At 51.7% G+C, this 1558-nt stretch carries 1 rRNA gene; it reads left to right on the plus strand.

Annotation, left to right across the window (positions count from 1 at the left end):
* Positions 1–35 precede the first annotated feature (35 nt).
* Positions 36–1553, plus strand: a 16S ribosomal RNA gene (locus JCM15548_RS20380).
* Positions 1554–1558: the final 5 nt, after the last annotated feature.

The following is a 1558-nucleotide window of genomic DNA, read 5'->3' on the forward strand; positions in this document are numbered from 1 at the left end:
CCGGGCATATTAGCGTATGTCCAACAATCTTTTCTACAACGAAGAGTTTGATCCTGGCTCAGGATGAACGCTAGCGACAGGCCTAACACATGCAAGTCGAGGGGCAGCACGTCTTCGGATGGTGGCGACCGGCGCACGGGTGAGTAACGCGTATGCAACCTACCTGTAACTGGGGGATAGCTCCCTGAAAGGGGAATTAACACCGCATAAGACCACGTTTTCGCATGGAAGAGTGGTAAAATATTTATAGGTTACAGATGGGCATGCGTGACATTAGTTTGTTGGTGAGGTAACGGCTCACCAAGACTACGATGTCTAGGGGTTCTGAGAGGAAGGTCCCCCACACTGGTACTGAGACACGGACCAGACTCCTACGGGAGGCAGCAGTGAGGAATATTGGTCAATGGGCGCAAGCCTGAACCAGCCATGTCGCGTGCAGGAAGACGGCCCTATGGGTTGTAAACTGCTTTTGTATGGGAAGAAAGTGTTCGACGTGTCGAATATTGCCGGTACCATACGAATAAGGATCGGCTAACTCCGTGCCAGCAGCCGCGGTAATACGGAGGATCCGAGCGTTATCCGGATTTATTGGGTTTAAAGGGTGCGTAGGCGGAATGGTAAGTCAGAGGTGAAATCCTGCAGCTCAACTGTAGAATAGCCTTTGAAACTGTCATTCTTGAGTACATTTGAGGTAGGCGGAATGTGGTGTGTAGCGGTGAAATGCATAGATATACCACAGAACACCGATTGCGAAGGCAGCTTACTAAACTGTAACTGACGCTGAGGCACGAAAGCGTGGGTATCAAACAGGATTAGATACCCTGGTAGTCCACGCTGTAAACGATGATTACTGGTTGTTTGCGATACACAGCAAGTGACTGAGGGAAACCATTAAGTAATCCACCTGGGGAGTACGTCGGCAACGATGAAACTCAAAGGAATTGACGGGGGCCCGCACAAGCGGAGGAACATGTGGTTTAATTCGATGATACGCGAGGAACCTTACCTGGGTTTAAATGGGAAGTGACAGGCTTAGAAATAGGCTTTTCTTCGGACACTTTTCAAGGTGCTGCATGGTTGTCGTCAGCTCGTGCCGTGAGGTGTCGGGTTAAGTCCCATAACGAGCGCAACCCCTATTGATAGTTACCAGCACGTAATGGTGGGGACTCTATCGAGACTGCCGGTGTAAACCGTGAGGAAGGTGGGGATGACGTCAAATCAGCACGGCCCTTACATCCAGGGCTACACACGTGTTACAATGGCCGGTACAAAGGGCAGCTACCCCGCGAGGGGATGCGAATCTTAAAAGCCGGTCTCAGTTCGGATCGAAGTCTGCAACCCGACTTCGTGAAGCTGGATTCGCTAGTAATCGCGCATCAGCCATGGCGCGGTGAATACGTTCCCGGGCCTTGTACACACCGCCCGTCAAGCCATGGGAGCCGGGGGTACCTGAAGTATGTAACCGCAAGGAGCGTCCTAGGGTAAAACTGGTGACTGGGGCTAAGTCGTAACAAGGTAGCCGTACCGGAAGGTGTGGCTGGAACACCTCCTTTCTGGA

Origin of the sequence: Geofilum rubicundum JCM 15548 (genome assembly GCF_000974365.1) — a bacterium.
GTDB classification, from domain to species: Bacteria; Bacteroidota; Bacteroidia; order Bacteroidales; family Marinilabiliaceae; genus Geofilum; species Geofilum rubicundum.